At 73.5% G+C, this 19958-nt stretch carries 18 protein-coding genes and 1 pseudogene; 18 read left to right on the top strand and 1 reads right to left on the bottom strand.

Annotated elements, in window-relative coordinates; genetic code table 11:
• The first annotated feature begins 20 nt into the window (after window positions 1-20).
• The 3 genes from rpoZ to QUG93_RS01365 are packed head-to-tail and all read left to right on the top strand — an operon-like array spanning window position 21 to window position 3656.
• Window positions 21-284, top strand: a complete 264-nt coding sequence (gene rpoZ, locus QUG93_RS01375; protein WP_065959155.1) for a DNA-directed RNA polymerase subunit omega — start codon at window positions 21-23, stop codon at window positions 282-284.
• Window positions 285-289: 5 nt separating this feature from the next.
• On the top strand, window positions 290-1504 hold the full coding sequence (metK, locus tag QUG93_RS01370) for a methionine adenosyltransferase (protein WP_289471823.1): 1215 nt from the start codon (window positions 290-292) through the stop codon (window positions 1502-1504).
• Between the two features lie 7 nt (window positions 1505-1511).
• Window positions 1512-3656, top strand: coding sequence for a primosomal protein N' family DNA-binding protein (locus tag QUG93_RS01365; protein WP_289471822.1), 2145 nt, complete (start codon window positions 1512-1514; stop codon window positions 3654-3656).
• A gap of 101 nt (window positions 3657-3757) precedes the next feature.
• On the opposite strand, the gene QUG93_RS01360 is transcribed toward QUG93_RS01365, so the two are convergent.
• On the bottom strand, window positions 3758-4213 hold the full coding sequence (locus tag QUG93_RS01360) for a DUF4383 domain-containing protein (protein WP_289471821.1): 456 nt from the start codon (window positions 4211-4213) through the stop codon (window positions 3758-3760).
• A 76-nt stretch (window positions 4214-4289) separates the two neighbouring features.
• On the opposite strand from QUG93_RS01360, the gene QUG93_RS01355 reads away from it, so the two are divergent.
• The 15 genes and pseudogenes from QUG93_RS01355 to lgt all read left to right on the top strand — a co-directional run bounded on the left by QUG93_RS01355 (window position 4290) and on the right by lgt (window position 19896).
• The gene (locus QUG93_RS01355; protein WP_289471820.1) at window positions 4290-7208 is read left to right on the top strand and encodes a DEAD/DEAH box helicase family protein; all 2919 of its coding nucleotides are present in this window, start codon (window positions 4290-4292) and stop codon (window positions 7206-7208) included.
• 140 nt (window positions 7209-7348) lie between these two features.
• Window positions 7349-8341, top strand: a complete 993-nt coding sequence (locus QUG93_RS01350) for a methionyl-tRNA formyltransferase (RefSeq protein ID WP_289471819.1) — start codon at window positions 7349-7351, stop codon at window positions 8339-8341.
• A 56-nt stretch (window positions 8342-8397) separates the two neighbouring features.
• Complete coding sequence (locus QUG93_RS01345) at window positions 8398-9936, top strand: RsmB/NOP family class I SAM-dependent RNA methyltransferase (RefSeq protein ID WP_289471818.1); 1539 nt, start codon at window positions 8398-8400, stop codon at window positions 9934-9936.
• Between the two features lie 104 nt (window positions 9937-10040).
• Window positions 10041-10700, top strand: coding sequence for a ribulose-phosphate 3-epimerase (gene rpe, locus QUG93_RS01340; RefSeq protein WP_289471817.1), 660 nt, complete (start codon window positions 10041-10043; stop codon window positions 10698-10700).
• A 113-nt stretch (window positions 10701-10813) separates the two neighbouring features.
• Window positions 10814-11077: a phosphoribosyl-ATP diphosphatase gene (locus tag QUG93_RS01335; protein WP_289471816.1), complete on the top strand. Its 264-nt coding sequence runs from the start codon at window positions 10814-10816 to the stop codon at window positions 11075-11077.
• Between the two features lie 75 nt (window positions 11078-11152).
• Entirely contained in the window at window positions 11153-11992 is an 840-nt protein-coding gene (gene hisG / locus QUG93_RS01330) for an ATP phosphoribosyltransferase (protein WP_289472051.1), read from the top strand.
• A 62-nt stretch (window positions 11993-12054) separates the two neighbouring features.
• The gene (gene hisF / locus QUG93_RS01325) at window positions 12055-12810 is read left to right on the top strand and encodes an imidazole glycerol phosphate synthase subunit HisF (RefSeq protein WP_289472050.1); all 756 of its coding nucleotides are present in this window, start codon (window positions 12055-12057) and stop codon (window positions 12808-12810) included.
• Between the two features lie 25 nt (window positions 12811-12835).
• Window positions 12836-13204 (top strand): annotated as a pseudogene (hisI, locus tag QUG93_RS01320) (phosphoribosyl-AMP cyclohydrolase); the annotation flags it as partial.
• 122 nt (window positions 13205-13326) lie between these two features.
• Window positions 13327-14871 carry an anthranilate synthase component I gene (locus QUG93_RS01315; protein ID WP_289471815.1) on the top strand — a complete coding sequence of 515 codons (1545 nt, stop codon included), beginning with the start codon at window positions 13327-13329 and terminating at the stop codon, window positions 14869-14871.
• Complete coding sequence (locus QUG93_RS01310) at window positions 14868-15569, top strand: Trp biosynthesis-associated membrane protein (protein ID WP_289471814.1); 702 nt, start codon at window positions 14868-14870, stop codon at window positions 15567-15569. Before QUG93_RS01315 ends, QUG93_RS01310 begins: the two co-directional genes overlap by 4 nt.
• Window positions 15566-15805, top strand: coding sequence for an HGxxPAAW family protein (locus QUG93_RS01305; RefSeq protein ID WP_289471813.1), 240 nt, complete (start codon window positions 15566-15568; stop codon window positions 15803-15805). Before QUG93_RS01310 ends, QUG93_RS01305 begins: the two co-directional genes overlap by 4 nt.
• Window positions 15806-15821: 16 nt before the next feature.
• Entirely contained in the window at window positions 15822-16622 is an 801-nt protein-coding gene (gene trpC / locus QUG93_RS01300; protein ID WP_289472049.1) for an indole-3-glycerol phosphate synthase TrpC, read from the top strand.
• A 62-nt stretch (window positions 16623-16684) separates the two neighbouring features.
• A complete protein-coding gene (gene trpB, locus QUG93_RS01295) occupies window positions 16685-17899 on the top strand; it encodes a tryptophan synthase subunit beta (RefSeq protein ID WP_289471812.1) in 1215 nt (404 codons plus the stop codon).
• On the top strand, window positions 17896-18699 hold the full coding sequence (trpA, locus tag QUG93_RS01290) for a tryptophan synthase subunit alpha (protein ID WP_434533064.1): 804 nt from the start codon (window positions 17896-17898) through the stop codon (window positions 18697-18699). Before trpB ends, trpA begins: the two co-directional genes overlap by 4 nt.
• Before the next feature lie 201 nt (window positions 18700-18900).
• On the top strand, window positions 18901-19896 hold the full coding sequence (gene lgt, locus QUG93_RS01285) for a prolipoprotein diacylglyceryl transferase (RefSeq protein WP_289471811.1): 996 nt from the start codon (window positions 18901-18903) through the stop codon (window positions 19894-19896).
• The last annotated feature ends 62 nt before the right edge of the window (window positions 19897-19958 follow it).

Below are 19958 nucleotides of genomic sequence, written 5' to 3'. Positions count from 1 at the left end.
TTCTGTCGACTGGAGACACCATGGCCAACCCCCAGGGCATCATCGACCCGCCCATCGACGACCTGCTCGCCAAGGTGGAGTCGAAGTACGCGCTCGTCATCTTCGCCTCGAAGCGCGCGCGCCAGATCAACGACTACTACGCCGACCTGCACGAGGGTTCGCTCTTCGACAACGTCGGCCCGCTCGTCGACTCGACGATCGACGACAAGCCGCTGTCCGTTGCTCTGCACGAGATCAACGAGGACAAGCTGACCGTCACCAAGCAGCAGCAGCCCAGCGACTGATCGCGGTGACGAGCACCAACCTGCGCCTCTTCACGTCCGAGTCGGTGACGGAGGGGCACCCCGACAAGATCTGCGACCAGATCTCGGACACGATCCTCGACGCCCTGCTCACGGTCGACCCGCACGCCCGGGTCGCCGTCGAGACGATGGTGACGACGGGACTGGTGCACGTCGCCGGCGAGGTCACGACCTCCGGGTACGTGGAGATCCCGAAGCTGGTCCGAGACGTCATCACGGGCATCGGCTACAACTCGTCCGAGGTGTCCTTCGACGGCCGCACGTGCGGTGTCGAGGTCTCGATCGGCGCGCAGTCGCCGGACATCGCGCAGGGCGTGGACGAGTCACTCGACAGCCGGTCCGGCGCGGGCGTGGACGAGCTCGACCGCCAGGGTGCGGGTGACCAGGGCATCATGTTCGGCTTCGCGACGAACGAGACCCCCGAGTACATGCCCGTCGCGATCTGGCTCGCGCACCGCCTGGCGGAGCGGCTGGCTGAGGTCCGCAAGAGCGGGCAGCTCGACTTCCTCCGCCCGGACGGCAAGACCCAGGTCACCGTCGGCTACGACGGCGTCGTGCCGAAGACCGTCGAGACGGTCGTGCTCTCCACGCAGCACTCGCCCGCGGTGACGCTCGACGAGCTCACGGCGCAGATCACCGAGCACGTGATCCGTCCGGTGCTCGACCTGGTCGACCTGGACTCGTCCCACGTCGACGTGATCGTGAACCCGACCGGCCGGTTCGAGATCGGTGGCCCGCAGGGTGACGCCGGACTGACCGGGCGCAAGGTGATCGTCGACACGTACGGCGGCGCCTCCCGCCACGGCGGTGGCGCGTTCAGCGGCAAGGACCCCTCGAAGGTGGACCGTTCCGCTGCCTACGCGTTGCGCTGGGTCGCGAAGAACGCCGTCGCCGCGGGACTCGCGGACCGGCTCGAGGTGCAGGTCGCCTACGCCATCGGCCGTGCGAAGCCGGTCGGCCTGTACGTCGAGTCCTTCGGCACCGGGCACGTCGACGACGCCACGATCGAGGCCGCGATCACCGAGGTGTTCGACCTGCGTCCGGCTGCGATCATCCGCGACCTCGACCTGCTCAAGCCGCGGTACGCACAGACCGCCGCGTACGGGCACTTCGGCCGCGAGCTGCCGGGCTTCACCTGGGAGCAGCTCGACCGCGTCGAGGAGCTCCGCGCCGCAGCAGGGCTCGTCACCGCCGCCGTCTAGGCACCGTGTGACCACCGTCGCGCGCGTCGTCCTCGACTCGCCGCTCCCGCAGTTGGACCGTCTGTTCGACTACCGGGTGCCGGCCGAGCTCGAGGACGACTGCGTGCCGGGGGTTCGCGTGAAGGTGCCGCTGCGCACGGGCGCACGGATGTCCGATGCGTACGTCGTCGAGGTCGTGTCCGAGGGTGACTGGCCCGGTGAGCTCAGCCCGATCGAGCAGGTCGTCTCCCCGGTCCCGGTCCTCGCCCCGGAGATCTGGACGCTGGCGCGTGCCGTCGCCGACCGCGCCGCCGGGGTGGCGTCCGACGTGCTCCGGCTCGCGGTGCCGCCCCGACAGGTTCGCGCCGAGAAGGCCTGGCTCGCGCGGGACCCGGAGTGGTCGCCCGCCCCGGTGTCGGCACCGCCCGTCGCGGGGTACGGCGAGGGCGTCCTGGAGGCGCGGGTCGCCGACCACGGTCGGGCTGCGGTCGCCGCCGTGCCCCACCCCGTCGCACTGGTCCCGACTCCGGGCTCGGCCACGGGGTCCGCGACGGCCAGCGGGTCCGAGTCTGCCTCCGAGTCCGAGTCTGTCTCCGGATCAGGGGCCGTCGCGGGGTCCGAGTCGGCCGCGCCGACACCGACGTCCGCGCCGTCCGCGAGCGCGGAGCGGCCCCCGACCGCCGCCGGGCCGGAGCCCGTCTGGGTGCCGGGTTGGGCGGCGACGATCGCCCAGGCCGCTGCGCACGCCGTCGCGGCCGAGCAGTCCGCCGTCGTGGCCGTGCCCGACTTCCGGGACGTCACCGACCTCGAGCGCGCCCTGCTCGCGGTGCTCCCCGCGGAACGCGTGGTGCGCTTCGACGCGAAGCAGACGAACGGCGCGCGGGCCAAGGCGCTGCTGCAGGCCCGGTCGCACGCCGTCGTGGCGATCGGCAACCGGACCGCGATGTACGCGCCGGCGGCCGACCTCGGGCTCATCGCGGTGTGGGACGACGGGGACGCCTCGTTCGTCGAGCCCCGCGCGCCCTACGTGCACACCCGCGACGTGGCCCTGGTCCGCGCCGCACAGTCCGGCGCCGGGCTGCTGTTCGTCTCGCACGCCCGGAGCACCGACGTGCAGCGACTCGTCGAGCTGCACTGGCTCGACGAGGTCGCGCCGCACCGGGTGCCGACCCCGAAGGTGATCCCGACCGTGCAGCAGGCCGGCGCCGAGGGCTTCGCGGCCCAGGCCCGGATCCCGAGCACCGCCTGGCGGGCCGCACGCGAGGCGAGCCAGCACGGACCCGTGCTGGTGCAGGTCGCCAGCCCGGGCTTCGGCACGGGGTTGGTCTGCGCGCAGTGCGGAGAGCGCGCCCACTGCCGCATCTGCGGCGGTCCGCTCGGGCAGCCACACCGCGGTGCGACGCCGCAGTGCCGGTTCTGCGGTGCCCTCGCCGTCGGCTTCCGCTGCCCGACCTGCGGCAACGGCACGGTGAAGGCGGTCGGCCAGGGCGCGCAACGCACAGCCGACGAGCTCGGCAGGGCGTTCCCCGGCACGCGCATCGTCGTCGCGGACGGGTCGCGGCCGCTCGACGAGGTGCCGGCGCGCCCCTCGGTCGTGGTGGCCACACGCGGGGCCGAACCGGACGTGCCCGGCGGCTACGCCTGCGTGCTGCTCCTGGACGGGGAGCGGATGCTCGCCCGCGAGGGCCTGCGGGTGCAGGAGGACGTGCTGCGCTTCTGGACGGGCGCCGCCGCGAAGGGTGCCCCCGGCGCCGAGGTCTACCTGGTCGGGATCGGCGGGAGGCTCGCCACGGCGATGGCGCTGTGGCGGCTCGACGGCCCCGCGCACGACGAGCTCGTCGACCGCCGGGCCCTGCACTTCCCGCCGGCAGTCCGGGTGGCGACGCTCACCGGCACGGACGACGCCGTCACCGCCGCGGTCGAGGCGCTCGGGGACGCGACCGTCGGGGACGTGCTCGGCCCGGTCCCGGTACCCGACGACCCGAGCCCGGGCACCGTGCGGGCGATCGTGCGGTTCCCGTACGCCCACGGTGCCGAGGTCGCCGCGACCCTGAAGGCCGAGGTCATCCGCCGCTCGTCGACCCGCCGCGTGCTGCCCGGCGGCAACCGACGGCGGGCTGCCCCGGCGCTCCGCGTCCGGCTCGACGACGCCGAGCCCTTCACCGAGGTCTGACGCCCCCTGCTCTCCGCGAAACGCAACGTGGGCGGTTCCTCGCAGCGGTACTGCGCTGCGAGGGACCGCCCACGTTGCGTGTTGCGGGGTCGGAGGAGGCGTCAGGCGCCGACGGGGCGACGACGCTCGCGCGGGAAGACGATGCCGAGCGCGACCATGCCGATCGCGAGCACGAGGTGCAGCCAGTTGTCGGCCCAGTTGAGCGGGACGAAGTTCGCACCGGACATCGTGCCCGCCGTGAACAGGCCGTACACCCACAGCACGAAGTAGACGACGCCGCCGATCACGAGGTACATCCGAGAGCCGGTCGCACGGTTGGCCGCGAGCAGGCCGACGACGCCGAACAGGAGGTGCACGATGTTGTGCAGGACCGACACCTGGAAGATCCCGAGCAGCATCGCCATGGAGTGGTGCCCGGCGCCGCCGAGGTCGCCGGAGGTGAGCCCCGGCACGAACCCGGCGATCCCGACGAGCAGGAACACGATGCCGACGACGAGCGTGACCTTCTGGATCGACGAGCCGGCGTAGCGGTTGGTGGGGGTGGTGACGTCACTCATGCCCCGGACGATACCCAGCCGGTTCACGGTGCGTTCGCAGACCGGTCCGACGTCGGTCACGTGGGACACTCGTCGGGTGACGACGGGGGAGGCGACGGGTCCGCTCGCGGGCTGGCGGTACCGGGGGACGCTGCGCACCTACCAGCGGGACGTGCTCGAGCGCGTCCCGGTGGTGCCGGGAGACCCGGTGCACGTCGTCGCACCGCCCGGCGCGGGCAAGACCCTGCTCGGGCTGCTCCTCGCCGCACGCCACGGTGCTCGTGCGGTGGTGCTCAGCCCCACGACGACGATCCGATCGCAGTGGGCGCGCTCGGCGGTCGGTCTCGAGGGGACCGCCACCGTCTCGGAGGACCCGGAGCGCCCCGGCGACCTGACGGCGCTGACCTACCAGGTGCTGTCGGTGCTCGAGACCGGCAACCCGCTGACCGACCTCGCGCGGACGCAGTGGCTCCAGGAGCTCGCCGAGGGCGGTCGCGACCCGGCGGCTGCCGCGGCCTGGCTCGACGACCTGGAGCGCACGAACCGGACGGCGCACCGCAAGGGGATCGCCCGTCGGTCACGGACCATCCGCCGTCGGCTCGCCCAGGAGGACCCCGCGCTCCTCGCATCCGTTCTCCACCCCAACGCCCGGGCACTGGTGGACCGTCTCGTCGCGCACGGTGTCGAGACGATCGTCCTCGACGAGTGCCACCACCTGCTCGACCACTGGGCGCTCGTCGTCGCGTACCTCGCCGCCGCGGTCCGCGCGGCGGGACGGGAACCGGTGCTGATCGGCCTGACCGCGACGTTGCCGTCGACCGAGGACCGCGACGCCCACGACAACTACACGGCGCTCCTCGGCGAGGTCGACCACGAGGTGCCGACGCCCGCGGTCGTGAAGGAGGGCAACCTCGCGCCCTACCGCGACCACCTCTGGGTCGTCGAGCCGACCGCCGACGAGCTGGCGTTCCTCCGCGACCACGAGGCGCGGCTCGCCGAGCTCGTGCGCAGCGCGTTCGCGGACCAGGACGGCACCGACTGGCTGGTGGCGACCCTCCAGCCCGGCTCGGGTGACGCCGAGCACCGGCTCGCCGCCGCGTTCGACGCGGACCCCGCCGTCGCCGAGTCGGCGGTCCGGATGCTCGCCCTGGTGCGGCCGGAGCACCCGCTGCTCGCGTTCCTCCCCGCCGAGGCCCGGACCGAGCCGGACGTCGAGCAGCGCCTGCGGGTCCTCGCCCGCTACGCCCTCGACCGCCTGCTGCCCGACCCCGCGCGCGCCGACCAGTGGCAGCGGATCAAGCGGTCGATCGTCGACTTCGGCTTCACGCTGACCGACCGCGGGGTCCGCCGTGGCCGCGACCCGGTGGACACCGTGCTGGCGTCGTCCGCCGCGAAGGACTCCGGGGTGGGCGAGGTGCTGCGCCTCGAGCTCGCTCAGGAGACCGGGGACCGCCTGCGCGCCGTCGTCGTCACCGACCACGCCACACACGGCAACGGCCGGGGAGGCGACGGGCACGGGGCGGGGGCGCTCCGCACCTTCGCGACCGTGGTCGCTGACGAGTCGCTGTCCACGCTGCACCCGGTGCTCGTCACCGCCCGGCACCTCCGCATCGCCGCACGGGACGCCGACGTGCTGCTGCCCGCCCTCGCGGACCGGGTCGGGGCGATGCTCGAGGCCGCGCCGGTCGGGGACGACCCCGCGGTGCTCGCCCTCGACACGGCGGGACTCGGATCCGCGCGTGTGCTCGGCGCGGTCTCGGCCCTGCTGACCGACGGCACCACGCGGCTCGTGGTCGGCACCCGCGGCCTGCTCGGCGAGGGATGGGACTGCCCGGCGGCGAACACGCTCCTCGACCTCACCGCGGTCGCGACCTCGTCGGCGACCCAGCAGCTCCGGGGCCGGACGCTGCGACTCGACCCTGCATGGCCGGAGAAGGTCGCGCACAACTGGACGATCACGGCGGTCGTCCCGTCGGACGTGCGGCTCCCGGCAGCACCCGACGTCGCCCGTGCGCACCGCAAGCACGACCAGCTGTGGGGACTGCTCCGCGCGGACGACACGCAGGTCGTCCGCGGCGCGGGTGCCGTGACGACCGACCGGCAGGCACGGCTGCTCGGTGCCGTCGTGGCGAAGGACCGTCGGGCGACCGTCGCGGACGTCGACGCCGCCGTCGTCGCTGAGCTCCCCTCGCGCCGCGACACCCGCGCCGCGTGGCGGGTCGGCGAGCCGTACGCCGATCGCGAGAGCGCCGCCGCGGTGCTCGACGGCCCCCGGGCCGCGCCGTACACAACCGGCCCCACGGCAGAGGCGGTGCTCGCCGCGGTGCTGGTCGTCGTGCTGTTCGTGGTGCTGCAGTCTTCACGCGGGCTCGTCGAGGCCTGGCGCTCCGGAGCCGTGGCGGGTGTCCTCGGCACCGTCGCCGTCGTCGCGGTCGGAGTCGGAGCGGCCTGGCCGGTCGCCCGGCAGCTCGGGACGGCCCTCCGACAGCGGTTCGACACCGCCCTCGGCTACCGACGGGCGGTCCGGGTGGTCGTCGACGGGCTGCACCGCGCCGGTCGGGTTCCCGCGTACGGCGACGGCGACCTCCGCATCACGCCGCACACCGAGGGACGGATCGTGCACTCGTTCACCATCGAGGCACTCGGCGGGCCGATCGGGGCCCGTCGGACGGTCACTGCCGCCCTCGCCGAGGTGTTCGGTCCGGTCCGCACACCGCGGTTCCTGCTCGAGCTCGGGCGGACCCCACCCGCGCGGGCGCGCCGGGCCCCGCTCCTCGCGCTCGCGCTGTGGATCGCCCGACGCACCACGCGACGGACCCGCTACGTGCCCGTGCCGAGCGCGATCGGCCGCCGGCGTGCGGACGCCGAGGCGTTCGCGGCCGACTGGGCACGCACGGTGGGGCCGTGCCGGCTGCTGGAGACGGACTCCCCGGACGCGCTCGTGGTGCTCTTCCGGGCACGGCGGGAGTCCGGCGCGACCAGGACCCCGCCGACGCTCCGCGACCAGTGGTCCTGACCGAGCCGACCGAGCCGACCGAGCGGACCGAGCGGACCGGTCCGACCGATCCGACCGCCCCGACCGCCCGACCGGGCCGACCGGTCCCGACGCGCACGACCGGTCCGACCGGGACCCCGCCTCGTGGGACCATGGAACCCATGCGCCTCGTCGTCGCCGGCAGCCCCGCTGCGGCCGTCCCCACCCTCCGACGCCTCGCGGCCTCCGACCACGAGATCGCCGCCGTGCTCACCCGCCCGCCGACCCCGCAGGGCCGCAAGCGCGTGCTGACCCCCACACCCGTCGCGCAGGTCGCCGAGGAGCTCGGACTGCCGGTCGTCGAGGCCACCCGTGTCGACGACGCGGTCACCGCGCAGCTGCGGGACCTGCACGCCGACCTCGGTGTGATCGTCGCGTACGGCGCACTGCTGCGTCGTCCGGCCCTCGACGCACCGCGTCTCGGCTGGGTCAACCTCCACTTCTCCGCCCTGCCCGCGTACCGGGGCGCCGCCCCCGTGCAGCGCGCCGTCATGGCCGGCGACACCCGCACCGCGGCGACGGTCTTCCAGCTCGTCGAGGCGCTCGACGCCGGCCCCGTGTACGCGAGCGACCCGTTCGACATCGACCCCGAGGCGACCGCCGGCGAGGTCCTCGCCGCGATGGCCGAGACGGGCGCCGACACCGTGGCGCGTGTCGTCGACGGCCTCGCCGCCGGCACCGCGGTCGCCGTCGAGCAGGTCGGCGAACCGACGACGGCCCCGAAGACGACGATCGCCGACGGCCACGTGGACTTCGGCCGCTCCGCGGCTGCCGTGCACGCGCACCTGCGCGGCGTCACGCCCGAGCCCGGCGCGTACGCCCACCTCGCGGACACCCGGGTGAAGCTGCTGCGCAGCAGACGGTCTGGGGCCACGCCGCCGGTTCCTGACCGACGCGTCAGCGGCGGGCAGGCCGTGCCGGCGGGGAGAGACACGTCCGCCTCCGCCACGCCGCTCGCGCCCGGCGCGCTCGGCCTGGTCGACGGGCGGCTGCTGGTCGGCACCGCGGACGAGCCCCTCGAGCTGCTCGAGGTGCAGCCCGCCGGCAAGAAGCCCATGGACGCCGCCGCCTGGGCGCGCGGCCTCGGCGCACTGGACGGGAAGGTCCTCTCGTGAACGACACGGCGCGGCAGCAGGCCCGGCGGCAGCGGAGTGATCGGGGTCCCCGGGCCGTGAGTGCCCGCCGCGTCGCGTTCGACGTCCTCCGCGCGGTGCAGGTGGACGACGCGTACGCCAACCTGCTCCTGCCGACCCGCATCCGCCGTGCCGGGCTGTCCGCACGCGACGCCGCGTTCGCCACCGAGCTCACCTACGGGTCGATCCGGATGCTCGGCCGGTACGACGCGATCGTCGGCGCTGCCTCCGGCCGACGGGTCGAGAACATCGAGTCGGACGTCCTCGACGTCCTGCGGCTGGGCGTGCACCAGCTGCTCGGCATGCGGACGCCGACCCACGCGGCGGTGTCCGCCACCGTCGAGCTCGCCCGGGAGGTCGGGGCCCGACGCGCCACCGGCTTCGTGAACGCGGTGCTCCGCAAGGTCGTCGCGCGGTCCGACGACGAGTGGGACGCGCTGATCACCGCCGGTCGGGGCGGGGACGCCCTGCTCGCGACCCGCTGGTCGCACCCGGCGTGGGTGGTCGCGGCGCTGCGGGACGCCCTCGCGGCGGAGCGGTCGCGCGACGAGCTCGCCGCGCTGCTCGCCGCCGACAACGTCGCACCGCGCGTGCAGCTCGTCGCGCTGCCCGGCCTGGCGACCGGCGAGGACCTGCAGGCCGCCACCCGCGAGCCGGCACCGGCAGCGGGAGTGGAGCCGAGCGCTCCGGAGACCCGCGCCGACGCGGCGACGGAGGACGAGCCTCCCGTCAGCGTGCCGGCAGCCGACGGCGACGGGGCGGACGTGACCGACGCGCCCGGACCGACCGACGTGGTCGACGCGCCCGCCGCGATCGCAGTGGCGGACGCGGGCCCGGTGTCGCCCGTCGGCATCCGCGGGACGTCCGGCGACCCCGCACGCGTCCCCGGTGTCGCAGCCGGGCGGCTGCGCGTGCAGGACGAGGGCTCGCAGCTCGCCGCCCTCGCCCTGACCAGGTCGTCGGCCGTGCGCCCGGGGGAGCGGTGGCTCGACATGTGCGCCGGACCCGGCGGCAAGGCGGCACTCCTGGCCGCCGAGGCCGCGCTGGGCGGCGCCACACTGGTCGCGAACGAGCTCGTGCCGGCGCGCGCCGGACTGGTCCGCAAGGCCCTCGCGACCGTGGCGGGCGACGACGTCGTGACGGTCGTCCAGGGCGACGGACGCCGGTTCGGGCGGCCGGACGACGAGCGCTTCGACCGGATCCTCCTCGACGCGCCGTGCACCGGTCTCGGTGCGCTCCGCCGTCGACCCGAGGCCCGGTGGCGCAAGCAGCCCGAGGACGTCGAGGAGCTCGCGGCGCTGCAGACCGAGCTGCTCGACGCCGCGGTCCGCGCCCTCGCACCCGGTGGCACGCTGGCGTACGTCACCTGCTCGCCGCACCTCGCCGAGACGCGCGGGCAGGTCGATGCGCTCGTGGCCCGCCACGGTGACGTCCTGGAACAGCTCGACACCGCCGGTGTGGTCCGGTCGGTGGCGGCCCGGGACCCGCAGGTCGCCGACGGCCCGACGGTGCAGCTCTGGCCGCACCGGATCGGCACGGACGCGATGTTCATCGCCCTGTTCCGCCGCACCGCCTGACCCCTCCGCAACACGCAACGTCGGCGACTCCTCGCAGCGCAGTACCGCTGCGAGGAGTCGCCGACGTTGCGTCTTGCGAGGGAGCGGATCGGTAGGATCGGCTGGTGACGATCCGCATCTCGCCGAGCATCCTGTCCGCCGACTTCGCCAACCTCGAGCGGGAGCTGCACCGCATCGAGAGCGCCGACATGGTGCACGTCGACGTGATGGACAACCACTTCGTGCCCAACCTCACCCTGGGGCTGCCGATCGTGCAGCGCCTGCAGGAGGTCTCGACGGTGCCGCTCGACGTGCACCTCATGATCACCGACGCCGACACGCAGGCGCCGAAGTACGCCGAGACGGGCGCCTCGAGCGTCACGTTCCACTTCGAGGCCGCCACCGACCCCGTGGCCACCGCCGCCGCGATCCGGTCGAACGGTGCTCGTGCCGCCGTCGCGGTGAAGCCCGGGACGCCGATCACGCAGGTGCTCCGACACCTCGACGCCTACGACATGGTCCTGCTCATGACCGTCGAGCCCGGCTTCGGCGGGCAGTCGTTCATGCCGTCGGTGATGCCGAAGCTCGCCGACGCGCGCGCGGCCGTCGACGCGTCGGGGCTCGACGTCTGGCTCGAGGTGGACGGTGGCATCGCGGTCGACACCGTGCCCGAGGCCGTCCGGAGCGGCGCCGACACGCTCGTCGCGGGGTCCGCCGTCTACGGCGGCGAACCGTCGCAGCGCATCGCCGACCTGCGCGCGGCAGCCGCGGCGGCGCGCGCGTGACCGGCGACCCGGGCCAGCCGACGATCGACGCGACCGGCGTGGCGGATGCGGGACGGGCCTCCCGTCCGGACGGTGCGTCGGCGGGTCCTGCGCCGACCGGTAGCCTGGTCCCCGTGAAGACGTTCGACGACCTGTTCGCGGAGCTGATCGAGAAGGCGCGGACGCGCCCCGAGGGCTCCGGCACCGTCGCCGAGCTGGACGCCGGCGTGCACCAGATCGGCAAGAAGATCGTGGAGGAGGCCGCCGAGGTCTGGATGGCGGCCGAGTACGAGGGCGACGAGCGCACCTCAGAGGAGATCTCGCAGCTGGTCTACCACCTGCAGGTCCTCATGGTCGCGAAGGGGCTCACCCCGGCGGACGTCTGGCGACATCTGTAGGAACGCGTGCCGCGCCACCCCGGCGCCGCCGCGACCACAGCCGTCCCGACCCTCCAGCAGGAAGCAGACCACCTGATGCTCCGCATCGCCGTGCCCAACAAGGGCTCACTGTCCGAGACCGCCTCCGAGATGCTCAAGGAGGCCGGGTACGCCGGTCGCCGTGACCCGAAGGCACTCCACCTGCTCGACGAGCGCAACGGCGTCGAGTTCTTCTTCCTCCGTCCGCGGGACATCGCGACGTACGTCGGATCGGGCGCGCTCGACGTCGGGATCACCGGGCGCGACCTGCTGCTCGACTCCGGGTCGGCGGCGCACGAGGTAGACGCGCTGGGCTTCGCCGACTCGACGTTCCGGTTCGCCGGCACGCCCGGCCGGTTCACCGAGCTGCAGGACCTCGACGGCGTGCGGGTGGCGACGAGCTACCCCGGCCTGGTCGGGGAGTTCCTCGCGCAGCACGGCGTGACCGCGACCCTCGTCAAGCTCGACGGCGCCGTGGAGAGCGCGGTCCGCCTGGGCGTGGCCGACGCGGTCGCCGACGTCGTCTCGACGGGCAGCACGCTCCGCGCGGCCGGCCTCGAGATCTTCGGCCCGGTCATCCTCGAGTCGACGGCCCTGCTCATCTCGACCGACGAGACGATCCCGGGGATCGACGTCCTCCGGCGCCGGCTGCAGGGCGTCCTGGTCGCCCGCGGCTACGTGATGCTCGACTACGACATCCCGACCGGTCTGCTCGAGCAGGCGACGGCGGTGGCCTCGGGCATCGAGTCGCCGACGGTCTCCCCGCTGCACGACCGTGACTGGTCGGCCGTGCGGGTGATGATCCCGCGCGAGGACGCCAACCTCATCATGGACGCGCTCTACGACCTGGGCGCGCGCGCGATCCTGGTCAGCCCGATCCACGCCGCACGCCTGTGAACGAGACGGCGCAGTCCGGAGCGACGGAGCCCGACAGCGGCCTCGCCGGTGTCGCCGGCGGGGTGTCCGTCCGGGTCGTCCCGTGCCTCGACGTGCAGGGCGGACGGGTCGTCAAGGGCGTCAACTTCCTCGACCTGCAGGACGCCGGCGACCCCGTCGAGCTCGCCGCGCGGTACTACGAGCAGGGTGCCGACGAGTTGACCTTCCTCGACGTCGGCGCGACGGTCGAGAACCGCGCGACGATGTACGACACCGTCACCCGCACCGCGGAGCAGGTCTTCATCCCGCTCACGGTCGGTGGTGGCGTCCGGAGCGTCGACGACGTCTCGCGCCTGCAGCAGTGCGGCGCAGACAAGATCGGCGTGAACAGCGCCGCCATCGCCCGCCCGGCGCTGGTCGGCGAGATCGCGGACCGCTTCGGCGCGCAGGCGGTCGTGCTCTCGCTCGACGTCAAGCGCAGCGACCGGATGCCCTCGGGCTTCGTCGTGACGACACACGGCGGGCGGACCGAGTCCGACCTCGACGCGATCGCGTGGGCGCGCGAGGGCGTGGAGCGCGGCGCGGGCGAACTGCTCGTCAACTCGATCGACGCCGACGGCACGAAGAACGGGTTCGACCTCGAGCTCATCGCCGCGGTCCGTGCGGTCTCCTCGGTGCCGGTCATCGGTTCGGGAGGCGCGGGGCGCGTCGAGCACTTCGCCCCGGCCGTCGAGTCGGGTGCGGACGCCGTGCTCGCCGCGAGCGTCTTCCACCGCGGTGAGATGACCATCGGCGACGTCAAGGCGGCGCTGCGCACCGCCGGCCTGCCCGTCCGCTGATCCGCCGCCGTAGGCTAGGAGCCTCATGACCGACAGCACCAGCACCAGCACGGACGCGGTCCTCGACCGCGCACGGTTCGGTGCGGACGGGTTGCTCCCCGCCGTCGTGCAGGAGGAGTCCACGAAGGACGTCCTCATGCTCGGCTACATGGACCGGGAAGCCCTCCGCCGCACCCTCACCGAGGGGCGGGTGACCTTCTGGTCGCGCTCTCGGCAGGAGTACTGGCGGAAAGGCGACACCTCCGGGCACGCCCAGTACGTCCGCGCGGCCGCACTCGACTGCGACGACGACACCCTGCTGGTCACCGTGCAGCAGGTCGGTGCGGCCTGCCACACCGGCGCGCACCGATGCTTCGACGTCGACCCGCTCGACCCGGTGACCGCGTCGGCCCCCGATCCTGCACCGAGCGCACCGATCGCACCGAGTGCTCCGAGCGCACCGACCGCGTCGGTGCCGGACGGCGTGTCCGGCGACCCGTCGTCGACGGACGCGACCACGGCAGTGGAGGCGACCCGATGACGGGCGCGACCGGCGCCGAGGAGCCGCGCACGACCTCCCGTCCGGCCTTCGACGCCCTGCTCGCCGACCACCGCGTCGTCCCCGTCGTCCGCGCGCTCTACGCGGACAGCGAGACCCCTGTCGGCGTGTACCGCAAGCTCGCGGACGGGCGTCCCGGTTCGTTCCTGCTCGAGTCGGCAGGCCAAGGCGGCCTGTGGTCCCGCTGGTCCTTCGTCGGCGTCCGCAGCTTCGGTGTCCTCACGCAGGACGGCGACCGGGCCGCGTGGATCGACACCGGCATCCCGGCGACGCGGGCCGTGGACTCGCTCGACGGCGAGCCCCTCGAGGTGCTCGCGCGGCTCCACGAGCGCTGGTCGACGCCGCGGGTCCCCGGGACACCGCCGCTCGTCGGCGGCACCGTCGGGTTCATCGGGTGGGAGGCCGTGCGGCAGCTCGAGCACCTGCCCAACGTGCCCGCGGCCGACTTCGAGGTACCCGGCCAGGCACTCGCGTTCGTGTCCGAACTCGCGGCGCTCGACCACCGCACCGGGCTCGTGCTGCTCGTGGCGAGCGTGCTCAACGACGGCACCGACGACGCCGACACGATGTGGACCGATGCGCAGTCCCGGCTCGACCGCATGCAGGCAGACCTGGTGCAGCCGAGCCCCGCGACCGTCGCCGAGGCGTTCGAGATCGCCGAGCCCACCCCGCGGCACCGCACCTCGCCCGAGGACTACATGGCCGCGGTCGAGCGGTCGAAGGACTTCATCCGTGACGGCGACGTGTTCCAGGTCGTCGTCTCGCAGCGGTTCGACCACGACGTCACGGCCGACCCGCTCGACGTCTACCGGGTGCTGCGGACCCTCAACCCGAGCCCGTACATGTACTTCCTGTCCCTGTCGGACACGGCGGACGAGCGCTTCTGGATCGTCGGCGCCTCGCCCGAGGCCCTGGTCAAGGTGCAGGACGGCCGGGCCATCACCCACCCGATCGCCGGGTCGCGGCCGCGCGGCGACACCCCGGTGGAGGACGTCCGGCTCGGCGACGAGCTGCTCGCCGACCCGAAGGAGCGGGCCGAGCACCTCATGCTGGTCGACCTGGCGCGCAACGACCTGCAGAAGGTGTGCGAGCCCGGCACGGTGGCGGTCACCGAGTTCATGACCGTCGAGCGCTTCAGCCACATCATGCACCTGGTGTCGAGCGTCGAAGGGTCGGTGCGACCCGGAGCCTCGGCGATCGACGTGTTCCGTGCGACGTTCCCGGCCGGCACGCTGTCCGGGGCGCCCAAGCCGCGTGCGCTCGAGATCATCGACGAGCTCGAACCGTCGAAGCGTGGTGCCTACGCGGGCGTGGTGGGCTACTTCGACTTCGCGGGTGACGCCGACCTCGCGATCGCGATCCGGACCGCCCTCATCAAGGACGGAGTCGCCCGGGTGCAGGCGGGGGCCGGCCTCGTCGCCGACTCCGACCCGCGCACCGAGCACGTGGAGGCCGTGAACAAGGCGGCAGCCCCGCTGCGCGCCGTGGCGACCGCGAACCGGATGCGCGAGGTGCGGTCGTGACGCCGGCACGCTCCCGTCCGCTCGTCGTCGTGGCAGGCCTCGCGGTCGCGGGCATCGTCATGCTCTCGTGGACCCAGACGTGGTTCACCGTGCACCTGCAGGCCGGCAGCGCGGTCGTCCCGCGGGTCGTCGCGGACGGCGCCGCCGTCGTGCCGCAGTACACGGCGCTGGCCATCGCGAGCCTGGCGCTGTTCCTCGCGCTGACGATCGCGGGCCGGGTGCTCCGCATCGTCCTCGCGGCGGTCGAGGTGCTGCTCGGCGTGGCGGTCGTCGCGACCGGCGTCGCCGCGCTGTCGGACCCGGTCGGCGCGTCGAAGGGCGCCGTGGGCAAGGTCGCCGGCGTGAGCGACGCCGACGCGGTGCGCCGTGTCGTGGAGCGTGTCGACGTGACCGCCTGGCCCGCGGTCGGGATCGCGGGTGGCGTGCTCGCCGTGCTGCTCGGGGTCGTCGTGTTCGTCGTGCAGCGCTCCTGGCCCGGACCGACGCGGAAGTACGCCGCCGCCACGGCCGGCGCGGCGGCCGATGCGCGCACGGCCGCGCCCACGGAGCGCGACGCGATCACCGACTGGGACGACCTGAGCGCCGGTTCCGACCCCACGGCGGGCGGCGCTGCGGGGGAGTCCTCGACGCCCGACACGGTAGGATCGGAGGGGCGTCGGTCGAACGACGACGCCGGAACAGAACGAGGAGCACCGTGAGCAACACTGAGCCCGCAGAACTCGGCGAAGGCCACTCGCCGGCAGCCTGGACCGCCGTCGTGATCATGCTGATCGGATTCGCGGCAGGCACGCTGTTCTTCTGGTTCGACCAGCCCTGGGGCGTCTGGGCCTCGGCAGGCGTCGTGGTCATCGGCCTCGTCGTCGGCGCGGTCATGAAGCGTGCCGGTTACGGTGTCGACGGCCCGAAGTTCGTCCCCAAGCACCACGGCGAGTAGGTCCCGCATGGCGAACGTGCTCGAGACCCTCGTCGCCGGCGCGCTCGAGGACGCCGCGGCCCGGCGCCTCGACCGTCCGTACGCGGACGTCGAACGCGACCTCGACCGTGTCGCGTCCCCGCTCGACGCCCTCGACTTCCTGGCTCCCGGCGACCGCGTGAAGATCCTCGCCGAGGTCAAGCGTGCGAGCCCCTCGCGTGGCTCCATGGCCACGATCGAGGACCCGGCGGCCCTCGCCGCCGACTACGAACGCGGCGGCGCGTCGACGATCAGCGTCCTGACCGAGGGGCGGAAGTTCCTCGGCAGCCTTGCCGACCTCGAGGCGGTCAAGGCCCGCGTGTCGCTGCCGGTGCTCCGCAAGGACTTCATCGCCGAGCCGTACCAGGTGCTCGAGGCCCGCGCCGCGGGTGCCGACCTCGTGCTGCTCATCGTCGCGGCGCTCGAGCAGCGTCAGCTCGTCGAGCTCCACGAGCTCGCCGAGCAGCTCGGCATGCGCGTGCTCGTCGAGGCGCACTCCGGGGACGAGGTCGCTCGCGGCCTCGACGCCGGTGCCCGCATCCTCGGCGTCAACGCTCGCGACCTGACCGACTTCTCGTTGGACCGCGACCTGTTCGGCTCGCTCGTCGACCGGATCCCCGACGGGGTCGTCCGCGTCGCCGAGTCCGCCGTCGCCGGTCCCGCCGACGTCGCGCACTACCGCGCGGCAGGTGCCGACGTCGTCCTGGTGGGGGAGGCGCTCGTCACGGGCGACGACCCCGCCGCCACCCTCGCGTCGTTCATCGCCGCCGCGGACGGCTCCGGCCGCCCGCGCGCCTGAGCGACCCCGTCCCCACCGGCGGTGTCCCCGTGGACGCTGCCGCACACCCCGGGAGACCCACCGTGACCTCACTCCGTGACCTGCAGGGTCCGTACTTCGGCGACTTCGGCGGACGCTTCGTCCCCGAGTCGCTCGTCCTCGCGCTCGACGAGCTCGAGACCGCCTTCCGCGAGGCCTGGGCCGACCCGTCGTTCCGGCAGGAGCTCGACGAGCTCCAGCGCGACTACACCGGTCGGCCGTCGATCATCACCGAGGCGCCGCGGTTCGCGAAGCACGCCGGCGGTGCGCGGATCATCCTCAAGCGCGAGGACCTCAACCACACCGGCTCGCACAAGATCAACAACGTGCTCGGACAGGCCCTCGTGGCGAAGCGGCTCGGCAAGACCCGCCTCATCGCGGAGACGGGTGCCGGACAGCACGGCGTCGCCACCGCCACCGCGGCGGCACTCTTCGGCATGGACTGCGTCGTGTACATGGGGGCGGTCGACACCGAACGGCAGGCCCTGAACGTCGCCCGGATGCGGCTGCTCGGCGCCGAGGTGATCCCCGTCGAGACCGGGTCCCGCACGCTCAAGGACGCCATCAACGACGCCCTGCGCGACTGGGTGGCGAACGTGGAGTCGACGCACTACCTGCTCGGCACGGTCGCCGGTCCGCACCCGTTCCCCGAGATGGTCCGTGAGTTCCACAAGGTGATCGGGGAGGAAGCGCGTCAGCAGGTCCTCGACCGGGTCGGTCGCCTGCCCGACGCCGTCGCGGCGTGCGTCGGTGGCGGCTCGAACGCCATGGGCATCTTCGAGGCCTTCCTCGACGACGAGTCCGTCCGGCTGCACGGCTACGAGGCCGGCGGCGACGGGATCGAGACCGGTCGGCACGCCGCGAGCATCTCCCTCGGCCGCACCGGCGTGCTGCAGGGCACCATGTCGTACCTCATGCAGGACGAGGACGGCCAGACCATCGAGAGCCACAGCATCTCGGCCGGCCTCGACTACCCGAGCGTCGGTCCGGAGCACGCCTACCTCGCGTCGATCGGCCGCGCGCAGTACGAGCCGATCACCGACGCCGAGGCGATGGAGGCGTTCCGCCTGCTGAGCCGGACCGAGGGCATCCTGCCCGCGATCGAGTCCTCGCACGCCCTCGCCGGGGCGATCAAGCTCGGCAAGGAGCTCGGCCCGGACGGCGTCGTGCTCGTGTCCCTGTCCGGACGCGGTGACAAGGACGTCGCGTCCGCCAGCCGCTACTTCGGCATCCTCGACGAGAACGCGGTGCAGCTGTGACGAAGCACGGTACGACCCGCTCGGTCGCCACGACCATCGACACCGCGAACGCCGAGCGCGCGGGCGCCGTCGTCGGGTACCTGCCCGCCGGCTTCCCGGACCTGCGGACGAGCGTCGACGCAGCGGTGGCCCTCGCCGAGAACGGCGTCGACGTCATCGAGCTCGGCCTGCCGTACTCCGACCCGGTCATGGACGGTCCCGTGATCCAGCGTGCCGCCGAGGAGAGCCTGGCGAACGGGTTCCGGGTCGCCCAGGTCTTCGACGCGGTCGACCAGATCACGAGCCGTGTCGACGTGCCGGTGCTCGTGATGACGTACTGGAACCCGGTGCTGCGCTACGGCGTCGACCGGTTCGCGGACGACCTGGTCGCCGCGGGTGCGTCCGGTCTCATCACCCCGGACCTGATCCCCGACGAGGGCCGCGCGTGGATCGACGCCTCGGAGCGCACCGGGCTCGACCGCGTCTTCCTCGCCGCACCGTCCTCGACGGACACGCGCATGGAGCAGGCCGTCGCGTCGAGCCGCGGCTTCGTCTACGCCGTCTCGACCATGGGCGTCACCGGCGCCCGCGTCGGCGTCGACACCGCCGCCCGGACGGTCGTCTCGCGCCTGCGGGACGCCGGCGTCGAGCGCACGTGCGTCGGCCTCGGCATCTCGACGGCGGACCAGGTCGCCGAGGTGCTCGAGTACGCCGACGGCGCGATCATCGGCTCGGCCTTCGTCCGTGCCCTCGCCGACCTCGGTGTCCAGGGCGTCGCCGACCGGGCCGCCGACCTGACCAGCGGGGCGCGACGCGGCTGACGCCACCAGGCGCCGGACAGGAGGCACGGTGCGGGTGACCGTCGGCGGTCACCCGCACCGTGCCTCCCGTCCGATCCGGTCACAGTTCCCACAGGACGGTCCACCGCGTTCCAGGGACGCGCGCTTCCCGCGCTACAGTGAGCGGGGCCGCCCCTCCGGCGGCACCGCGGCCGTCCAGCACCGAAAGGCGACAGCACCTCCATGCCCCTCCTGAGCATCCCGAGCCCGAGCACCGCGTGGCAGTACTTCGACCTGACCGCCTGGTTGCGCGACGTCTTCGGTTGGTCGCTGCCGCTCGACTTCCGGATCCACGCCTACGCGATCTGCATCCTGCTGGGCATCGTCGCCGCCGTCGTGCTGGCGAACCGTCGCCTGAACGCGCGGGGGGTGGAGCGCTGGATCATCATCGACATCGCCATCTGGGCGGTGCCGGCGGGCATCATCGGCGGTCGCCTGTTCCACGTCCTCACCCACGTCAGTGACTACTTCGGTCCGGGGCGCGACCCGTGGTCCTTCCTCTACGTGTGGGAGGGCGGTCTCGCGATCTTCGGCGCGCTCATCCTCGGGTCGCTCGGTGCGTACATCGGTTGCCGTCAGGTCGGCCTGCGCTTCTCGTCGCTCATCGACGCCATCGCGCCGGGGGTGCTGCTGGCCCAGGCCTTCGGCCGCCTCGGCAACTACTTCAACCACGAGCTGTTCGGCATGCCGACGAGCCTGCCGTGGGGCCTGCAGATCGAGTCCACGAACCCCGCGTTCCCGAAGGGCCTGCCGGACGGCACCCTCTTCCACCCGACGTTCCTCTACGAGATCGTCTGGAACGTCGTCGGCGTCGTCGTGATCCTGCTGCTCGACAAGCGCTTCCGGCTGCAGTGGGGCAAGGTCATGGCCCTGTACCTGGTCTGGTACGGCACCGGTCGCTCCGTCCTCGAGTCGATCCGCGTCGACACGAGCGAGACGTTCTTCGGCATCCGCACGAACGTCTGGATGTCGTTCGCCGCGATCCTGCTCGGCATCGTCGTCTTCCTCGTGCAGTCGCGCCGCCACACCGGCAAGGAGCCGAGCCCGTACCTGCCGGGTCGCGAGCCGCGTCGGAGCACCGATGTAGACTCGGACGACACCTGGTCGGAACACGACGACGACGCTCCTGCGGCCGCCGCCGACGCCGATCCGGTACCCGCGACGGGCGCCGCCCGGTAGCACCCCGACACCCCGGGGCGGCGCCGGACCGGACGGTCCGTCGCGGGCCGCCGAACCCCGTG

Origin of the sequence: Curtobacterium caseinilyticum, assembly GCF_030363035.1 — a bacterium.
In the GTDB taxonomy this organism is placed as follows: domain Bacteria; phylum Actinomycetota; class Actinomycetes; order Actinomycetales; family Microbacteriaceae; genus Curtobacterium; species Curtobacterium caseinilyticum.
This window is presented reverse-complemented; position numbering and strand designations above follow the sequence as displayed.

Bases quoted from the DNA above. Each gene is read 5' to 3' on its own strand.
- rpoZ (WP_065959155.1), top strand. From the start codon at position 21: ATGGCCAACCCCCAGGGCATCATCGACCCGCCCATCGACGACCTGCTC.
- QUG93_RS01360 (WP_289471821.1), bottom strand. From the start codon at position 4,213: ATGAGTGACGTCACCACCCCCACCAACCGCTACGCCGGCTCGTCGATC.
- QUG93_RS01350 (WP_289471819.1), top strand. From the start codon at position 7,349: ATGCGCCTCGTCGTCGCCGGCAGCCCCGCTGCGGCCGTCCCCACCCTC.
- hisG (WP_289472051.1), top strand. From the start codon at position 11,153: ATGCTCCGCATCGCCGTGCCCAACAAGGGCTCACTGTCCGAGACCGCC.
- QUG93_RS01315 (WP_289471815.1), top strand. From the start codon at position 13,327: ATGACGGGCGCGACCGGCGCCGAGGAGCCGCGCACGACCTCCCGTCCG.
- lgt (WP_289471811.1), top strand. From the start codon at position 18,901: ATGCCCCTCCTGAGCATCCCGAGCCCGAGCACCGCGTGGCAGTACTTC.